An 8,325-nucleotide genomic window follows, 5' to 3' on the forward strand; every position below is an offset into this window, starting at 1 on the left:
TTCAGCGCTGAAGTACAAACAGTGTCATGGTAAAATCTAAAACGTAACTAGCTAATATTTTCTGATAAAAAAGTCCTTATCTATCATAGATAGTGACTTTTTTATGGTTTGAATAAATATTTGCGCCAGATATATGATATAAAGCGTATATAGTCAGTAAAAATTTATACTAGAAGTACTGTAGCCCTTTTTAAGGTATGTTGACTATATCAAACATCATTGCCTATCTTGTAGTAATTGCTTACAAATGCGACATAGGCGGCAATTTATTGACACGCTATAGTGTTGAGCATAATTAGTTGGGAGAGCATGATGAATGTAGCATTATTAAAACAGTGGCGTCATTCTTTGGTGGTTACCACTTTACTGGCGGGCGCATTATCTATGACTGCCTGTCAGCCAAAGCAAGAAACAGAGCCAAGCTTAGAAGAGGGTATCAGTGAAGAACAAGCAGTGCCGATGTCTGCTGAGCCTGCCGAACCAAGTGAGGTGGTCGTAGATGCACCAGCTAGTGTAGTTGAGGATGATACCGTGGCTACGGTCAATAGCGGCGTTACTCAAATGAGCTATTTGTGCTCTCCTGAGCTAGAGGTCGAAGCAACCTATAAAGATACTGACCAAGTGGTACTTGCGACTGCTAAAGGGTCAGTCACTTTGACAAAAACCAATGATGCCAGTAACCCTGAAGTATTTGAAGTGGCAACGGCTATCGATAGTAGCGAAGGTTTTGTACAGTGGCGTGTTGCCCATCAAGATCGTGAAACGGGCGTAATGCGTACTGCTGGCACAGATACCGCCAACGTCACTACTTATGAATGTAAAAAGACTCAATCATAATCTATAGCCAGCCCAACCTAAAAAAGCAACGTCAACGTTGCTTTTTCTGTCTCTAATTTTCATCAATTTTAAATGATAAGGGCTTATCTTTTCTGAGCAGTATTTTGCTCATGTGCCAAAAACCCTTCCTCAATCACATCAAGCTCTTCATGTTTCAGCTCCACTGCTATGCTATCAGTATGCGTATGCGTGGTCTTTGCAATCGCGACTTCTTGTACGATATAAGTGTCTTTGGTGATGGTTGCGACTTGACGCGACAACACAATCTCAATTGGTTCATCGCCAATCTCAACCTGCGCACCATTGATAGTAACGACGGCTTTACTATCTAAAGATGGCTCAACGTGACGCAATATGTCTTTATCATCATAATCACCTGATAATAAATCCTGACTTTCGGCATCCTGATAATCGGTACGTACTGTTATATACTCTTCTACCAGCTCGATAGGTACTTGGATGGTTTTAGTACGGAAATGCTTGGTGACGGTCACTTTACCAACATCCAAGCGCTCTTTGTTGACCACTGGGCGCTCTTCTAATAATTCTAGATAACCACCGTTACCATTATGAGTATCGGTTAGACTTTCTTGTTGATTGCTTATTATTGCTTGCTTCTGACTATGTTCAGGTGATAGTAAGTCGGATGAGGTTAAATCATCTTGCGTGCCGCTAGCGGTATCATTGGTAAAGTCAGGATAGTTGGTATTAGGATAGTTATTTTCATTATTAGCATTCATGGCTATTGTCCTTATTATTGTATATAAAAAAAGACCAGAGACGAGCTCTGGTCTTATCTACTGAGCAAATCACTCAGTGGCTAATGGCTGTCGTATAGTATTGATTTAAATAGTATATAACAAAATCACAAACACTATTTAGATTATAAAGCCATACGAGTGCCTAGCTTGTTACATACCACGAGCGCGGCGTACATCTTCAGCAGTGATATCATCACGGGTAAACAGGTTACCATCGCGATCAATCACATTACCATTGTTATCGACATCTAGCTCTTCACGTTCAATGGTATCTACGATCGTTTCAGTATGACGCTCTGTCGTTTTACCAACATTCACTTCTTCTGCGACATAAGTCTCTTTATTAACATGAGCACGCTCAGCTTCTAGCTCAACTTCGATCGTCTGATTGCCATCGATATCACCGATACGGCGTTCAGTTGGGCGATTAACATTGGTGCGTTCGATATTGGCATGCTCTTCTTCTAAGTCAATATTGACGTTACGCTCTTCAGTAACGACATGCTTACCGACTTTTACCAAACCTGCCACAATACGATCTTTATTAACAGTCAGACGTTCTTCTAATAGCTCTAACGTGTTTGGCGCATTATAATTATGGTCGGCAATTTCCATACGCTCAGCTTCTGGGATACTGTCAGCGACAAATGCCTGACGGTCTCTTTCATACTGCTCTTTATAGCTATACTGGTAATCATGGTCATAGACTTCCATCGCTTCTACCTGCGATTTGGTCAAGCTATCAAAGAATACGTCATCACCAACGATACGTGCCAAACCCGCTGGTACCAATACTTCTTTTGAACTAAACCAGCCACCTGCATCGACAATTAAGTAACGAATACGACCGGTGGTATCTTCTACCAATGCGCCTTCGATTTTACCAATTTTTTCTTCATTGACGCCAAAAGCAGTTTTGCCAGTTGGGTCATAATAGTCATCACCGATCAAATCACGATGAGTTGCTTGAATATCTCTTAAACGAATAAGTTGGCTCATTATTACCTTCCTTTTGTATGAATAAATTTCTTTTTATAAAATGGATTGTTTATATTCTTATATGAACTGTTTGAGCAATAGTATTGATTATAGCCAGTCGCTATCTCGACTTGTTGTTATCGTAACAGGACGATTTGGCACGAGATATATGAGCAAGGTAGCAAAGTGTGCGCTTGACGTAATGGTGTGTAATAGGCTGTAAATGGCACAATCACTATATGACATCAAGTTAAGGCTTTCTTACGCGAATACATCTAAGCAGACTGTTAGTAATATTTAGACATAAAAAAACCGCATTGCTCATAGCAATACGGTTTTGAAATTTTAGAGTTAGCTAAAAGCTCATACTATACGGAAATCTTAAAACAGCTTAAGCAAGCTCAATCGCTACTGCAACTGCTTCACCGCCACCGATACATAAGGTCGCAACGCCTTTTTTGCCGCCAGTACGTTTTAGAGAATTGATAAGCGTTACTAAGATACGAGCACCTGAACAACCTACTGGATGACCAAGGGCACAAGCACCACCTTCAATGTTCACTTTAGCATGTTCGATGTTTAGCTCATCCATCGCCGCCATAGTAACCATGGCAAATGCTTCGTTAATTTCCCACAAATCAACATCGGCTACTGACCAGCCAGCACTTGCTAATACTTTTTCAATCGCACCAACAGGGGCAATGGTAAACTCGCTTGGATGACGAGAGTTAGAGGCAGTCGCAATGATACGCGCCTGATAACCTAAACCTTCTTCTTTGGCTTGTGACTCTTTCATCAATACAACAGCTGCAGCGCCGTCTGAGATAGAGCTGGCATTTGCCGCTGTGATGGTACCGTCTTTTGCAAAGGCAGGACGTAAAGTAGGGATGCGCTCAGCATTAGCAAGAGCAGGCTGCTCATCAGTATCAACGGTTTGCTCGCCTTTACGAGTATTAAACGTTACTGGTGTAATCTCATCTTCGAAATGACCATCTTTGATAGCGGTAAGCGCACGGTTTAACGACTCAATAGCAAAATCATCCATTTGCTCACGCGTATAGCCTTTTTCATCCGCCACTTCTTGAGCGAACATGCCCATTAGCTTGCCAGTCTCAGCATCTTCTAGACCGTCTAAGAACATATGATCTTTGACTTCTTTATGTCCCATGCGATAGCCACCACGTGAACCTGGCATGATATAAGGCGCATTAGTCATCGATTCCATACCACCAGCAACGGCAACCTTAAAGCTGCCGGCTTTGATACCGTCATGAGCTTGCATGACTGCTTTTAAACCTGAGCCACATAGCTTATTGATCGTAACGGCGCCCGTTGCATCAGACAAGCCTGCTTTGCGCATGGCTTGACGCGCAGGACCTTGACCCAAACCTGCGGTTAAGATACAACCCATAATAACTTCATCAATATTATCAACATTAACGCCTGAACGCTCAACAGCTGCTTTTATAGCTGCTGCGCCTAAATCGGTGGCGCTTATATCTGTCAGTGCGCCTTGGAAGCCGCCCATTGGGGTGCGAGCGCCGTTTAAGATTACAATTGCATCGTTTGACATCGTTGTTTTTCCTTTCTTGTATGTTTTAAGCAAAAATTTAGCAGTGAATAAGCTATATCAAGTTATATCAGGTCATATCAAATTATATCAAGTTATATCGTCGATTCAGTTTAACAAGAATACCTGACTGCCGGGATACATTTTTCGAAGCCACTGTCTGGTAAAGCGCACACGTGCTGTTTTTGTGTTCATTATTTACGCCAGCTCATCTAAGCGTATGCGTACTACTTTATCAGTGATGGTATCTAACTTCTCAATTTTTTCGATGGCAAGATTCATCTGACTCTCAACCACCGGTAGCGTTAGGATAATCACCGGCACTTGCCCAAGCTTATGCGCAGGTTTTTGCAAAATAGCATCGATATTGATACCGGCATCACTTAAGATGCGGGTGATATCTGCCAATACTCCAGGACTATCGTACGCATGCACGCGTAAATAATATCCGGTAATCATTTGCTCAGCACGTAATATCGGCGTATCTGACAATTTTTCAGGGATAAAAGCTAAGTGTGGTACATGATGACCATAGCTGTTTTGTTGGTCAGCATCTTTACATCCTAAGACACGCACTAAATCCATCACATCTGCCATCACCGCAGAAGCCGTTGCGCCAGCCCCCGCACCATCGCCACAATATAGCGTTTGACCGAGAGGGTGAGAATTCACTAATACGGCATTTTTTACGCCATTAACATTGGCAAGTAGGGCGTTTTGTGGAATCAACGTTGGGTGTACACGCAGTTCAATACCAGCGCTGTCGTCCCCACTGCCATTTCCTGCACGGCGAACAGCAAAGCCCAAGTGCTTGATACGATAGCCAAGCTCTTCAGCGTAATTGACATCCTGCAAAGTAATACCGGTAATACCTTCACAGTAAACCTTGTTAAACTGTAATGGAATACCAAAGGCGATAGAGGCAAGTAGCGCCAGCTTGTGCGCAGCATCAATGCCTTCAACATCAAAGCTAGGGTCAGCTTCAGCATAGCCGAGGGCTTGCGCCTCACTCAATACATCAGCAAATGGGCGACCTTTGTCACGCATTTCCGTCATGATAAAGTTGCCCGTACCATTAATGATGCCTGCCAGCCAATCGATTTTATTGGCAGCTAGACCTTCACGCATGACTTTAATAATCGGAATACCGCCTGCTACGGCTGCTTCATAGGCGACATGAACGTTATGCTGCTCAGCAAAAGCAAAAATCTCATTGCCATGCTCAGCCAGTAATGCTTTATTGGCTGTCACAACATGTTTGCCGTTTTTGATAGCGTGCATAATGACGTCTTTGGCAAGGGTCGTACCGCCAATCAATTCGATAACAATATCGACATTGTCACTGGCAGCGGTTGCCATCAAATCACTGTTTTGCATAATATTAGAATCAATATCATCACGCTGACGACGGATACCAACTTCGGTAATCACAATATCGCGTCCGCTACGACGTTTTAGTTCATCTAAATTATCATTGATTAGATTGACCACACCCGTTCCGACGGTGCCTAAACCAAGTATCGCTAGTTTGATGGATTTGCTCACAGGATCCTCAAGAGATTAAGTAGTGGGATAAAAAACGCGGTTATAAAAGGTCTTGAAACTACAAGAATCCCTAACATAAAGAAGCGCTTATATAGAAGCTATACGGCTAAGCTTGCCTAGCGCTTTATCCTATCATACCGATAAGCAGTTGTGACGTCTACACAATGTCGCCACCGTCATAGATATCAGAAGTACGCAAATCATATGACCGTCTTTAGTTAGCGCCAATTGCTTCTGCTAATTGTGCCGCAGGTAAATAGCCGCCTACTTGCTGTCCAGATTCGGTAAAGATAGCGGGGGTACCACGTACACCCAGTGCCATGCCTAGATCTATTTGCGCTTGGACGGGGCTATTACAGCTAGGTGCTTGTATATTGGCGCCCATTTTTGCTTGATCCATTGCCGCCTTGCGGTCTTCGCTACACCAGATGGCTTCCATCTTTGGAATACTGCCTTCACTACGTGGCCATGCCAAATAACGTACCTCAATACCACGCGCATTGATGTCACTCATTTCTTCATGGAGTTTGGTGCAGTAAGGACAATCGGCATCGGTAAAGATATAGACCACAGATTTTGTAGCGCCTTTGGCGGGATAGATGACCATGTCTTTTTTGTCGACGGCTTTTAGTGCATCTTGAGCCGTACGAGCGACCAAAGCACCGCTGATATCTACAGGGGCTTTTGCGCCAACAGCAATAATTTGCCCTTGAATAATATGCTTGCCTGCCTTATCTGTAAAAAAAGAAGGCAGCCCTGCAGCGGTGACCCAATAAATATCAGCCATATCCGTTGGTACAGCTGAGAGGATAGTATCTTCAATACCAGAGGCCTTTAAATTGGCTTGCAAAGACTTCACTACCTTATCATCGCTGTCCTTAGAGACCGTAGTATTACTGGTATTGGCTTTGGCGCTATTAACAAGGTCTGTATTGCTAGTCGCATCTGCGGCATTATTGGAGCAGCTAGCCGCAACGATAACCAGTAAAGCTGCACTCATAACGCGGGCAAGAGGACTGCGAGAGAATTTATCACGGTTGATCTTGGTTGTAGAAAAAGGGGCTAAGAACATAGGATGTTTCCTTTAGGCGGTCAGGCCTAATCAAGATTTTGATATCAAAAAAAGGTGATAAATTCGAATGACTGTCTATAGTTTATTGATAACAAAAGACAAGTAGAAAATCTCCCCATATTAGCATATTTTTATAAATAACCGCTAAAGGGTATAGGTCGGCTTTATTAAACACACAATTTGTATCGATTGGTTAAGAAAGTATAAATAAAATACATTTGTGCTATTTAACATCGGCTTTCGTCTAGGTAAGCTGCTGCTGACAGTACCATTCTTATAACACTTGATATGAAATCTTTTATATCAGTCATTTTAGAACCATTTATTTAAACGAATTTACACTAAGGAATGAATATGGCAGGTGGCAGTTTATTATTATTGCTTGATGACATAAGCCTATTGCTTGATGACGTTTCTGTCATGACCAAGGTCGCGGCTAAAAAGACAGCGGCTTTGGTGGGCGATGATTTAGCATTGAATGCCAATCAAGTAACCGGTGTCAAGCCAAACCGTGAGCTGCCTGTTATCTGGGCAGTTGCCAAAGGCTCCTTTGTCAATAAGCTCATCTTAGTGCCTGCTGCACTACTAATCAGTTATTTTATACCTTGGCTAATCACGCCTCTACTAATGGTGGGCGGTCTATATTTAAGTTACGAAGGTGCTGAAAAGGTTATTCATAAGTTTTGGCCAACCTTACTACCTCATGATGAAGAGCATGAAGCACGACGTGCCGCAAATGCCGATGAAAGTGTCGATCTGGTGGCGTTCGAAAAAGAGAAGATTAAAGGTGCCGTTCGTACTGACTTCATTTTATCAGCTGAAATTTTGGTTATCTCTTTAGGCGCTGTCACCGCAATTGGAGCAGGTATTTTAGAAAAAGCCGTTGTACTGTCTATTGTTGCTATTGTAGTGACCATTGGTATTTATGGTTTAGTGGCGGGTATCGTAAAAATTGACGATGCAGGACTTCATCTGATCGAGAATTCAGATGCAGGTAATGGTAAGCGTAAGCTTGGCGAGTTTATGTTGGCTGCTGCACCAAAGCTGATGAAGTTTTTATCTATCGCTGGCACGTTAGCCATGTTTTTAGTCGGCGGTGGTATTTTAGTTCATGGTATCAGTTTTTTATATCAGGGAGTAGAAGACTTAGCTTATCTAACCGGAATCTTTGAGAGTGCGACCACTATGTTGTTGAATGCCATAGTCGGCTTTATCGTCGGTGCTGCTGTCGTTGCCATTTTCACTATCGTTGGTAAAATGCGCGGTAAAAATGGTTCTTCTGCACATTAACGCTTCTCAATGTTGAAAATGCCGTCATAAACGATAGGCTTGACAGTCATATTGCATATAAATAGCTATACTTTAGACCTAAAAAAGCCCCAAAGTTGCTGACAACTTTGGGGCTTTTGCTTTTTAGACAGGGTGACTTACGATTAGCTTTCGCTATCTGAATTATCTGACTCTAGTTTTTCAGCTTGCGTCGGCTTTTTATGGTCAGCTTTTGGCTTGCGGGCGCGAGCCTTTGGCACTTTAGGCGTTGTTAAGTTGAACATGCCTTTTTG

The 8,325-nt window shown here is 42.7% G+C and carries 7 protein-coding genes; 2 read left to right on the plus strand and 5 right to left on the minus strand.

The features are described from left to right. Window positions 1-312 precede the first annotated feature (312 nt). Window positions 313-837, plus strand: a complete 525-nt coding sequence (locus VLN09_RS02210) for a hypothetical protein (RefSeq protein WP_325243585.1) — start codon at window positions 313-315, stop codon at window positions 835-837. Window positions 838-920: 83 nt separating this feature from the next. Here VLN09_RS02210 and VLN09_RS02215 read toward each other — a convergent pair whose 3' ends face one another. The 5 genes from VLN09_RS02215 to VLN09_RS02235 form a co-directional block, all read right to left on the minus strand. Continuing rightward, window positions 921-1,577, minus strand: coding sequence for a YsnF/AvaK domain-containing protein (locus VLN09_RS02215; protein ID WP_325243586.1), 657 nt, complete (start codon window positions 1,575-1,577; stop codon window positions 921-923). A gap of 171 nt (window positions 1,578-1,748) precedes the next feature. Next, window positions 1,749-2,597, minus strand: a complete 849-nt coding sequence (locus VLN09_RS02220) for a DUF2382 domain-containing protein (RefSeq protein WP_325243587.1) — start codon at window positions 2,595-2,597, stop codon at window positions 1,749-1,751. 370 nt (window positions 2,598-2,967) lie between these two features. Continuing rightward, the gene (locus VLN09_RS02225; RefSeq protein WP_325243588.1) at window positions 2,968-4,149 is read right to left on the minus strand and encodes an acetyl-CoA C-acyltransferase; all 1,182 of its coding nucleotides are present in this window, start codon (window positions 4,147-4,149) and stop codon (window positions 2,968-2,970) included. A gap of 195 nt (window positions 4,150-4,344) precedes the next feature. Further along, a complete protein-coding gene (locus VLN09_RS02230) occupies window positions 4,345-5,691 on the minus strand; it encodes a homoserine dehydrogenase (protein WP_325243589.1) in 1,347 nt (448 codons plus the stop codon). A 214-nt stretch (window positions 5,692-5,905) separates the two neighbouring features. Further along, window positions 5,906-6,763 carry a DsbC family protein gene (locus tag VLN09_RS02235; protein ID WP_325243590.1) on the minus strand — a complete coding sequence of 286 codons (858 nt, stop codon included), beginning with the start codon at window positions 6,761-6,763 and terminating at the stop codon, window positions 5,906-5,908. 354 nt (window positions 6,764-7,117) lie between these two features. Between VLN09_RS02235 and VLN09_RS02240 the strand changes: the two genes are divergently transcribed. After that, window positions 7,118-8,053, plus strand: a complete 936-nt coding sequence (locus VLN09_RS02240) for a DUF808 domain-containing protein (RefSeq protein ID WP_325243591.1) — start codon at window positions 7,118-7,120, stop codon at window positions 8,051-8,053. Window positions 8,054-8,325 lie beyond the last annotated feature (272 nt).

It is taken from the genome of Psychrobacter sp., from assembly GCF_035469765.1.
In the GTDB taxonomy this organism is placed as follows: domain Bacteria; phylum Pseudomonadota; class Gammaproteobacteria; order Pseudomonadales; family Moraxellaceae; genus Psychrobacter.

Excerpts from the sequence above, each read along its gene's own strand:
- VLN09_RS02225 (WP_325243588.1), bottom strand. The coding sequence starts at position 4,149 with ATGTCAAACGATGCAATTGTAATCTTAAACGGCGCTCGCACCCCAATG.
- VLN09_RS02235 (WP_325243590.1), bottom strand. The coding sequence starts at position 6,763 with ATGTTCTTAGCCCCTTTTTCTACAACCAAGATCAACCGTGATAAATTC.
- VLN09_RS02240 (WP_325243591.1), top strand. The coding sequence starts at position 7,118 with ATGGCAGGTGGCAGTTTATTATTATTGCTTGATGACATAAGCCTATTG.
- VLN09_RS02220 (WP_325243587.1), bottom strand. The coding sequence starts at position 2,597 with ATGAGCCAACTTATTCGTTTAAGAGATATTCAAGCAACTCATCGTGAT.
- VLN09_RS02215 (WP_325243586.1), bottom strand. The coding sequence starts at position 1,577 with ATGAATGCTAATAATGAAAATAACTATCCTAATACCAACTATCCTGAC.
- VLN09_RS02210 (WP_325243585.1), top strand. The coding sequence starts at position 313 with ATGAATGTAGCATTATTAAAACAGTGGCGTCATTCTTTGGTGGTTACC.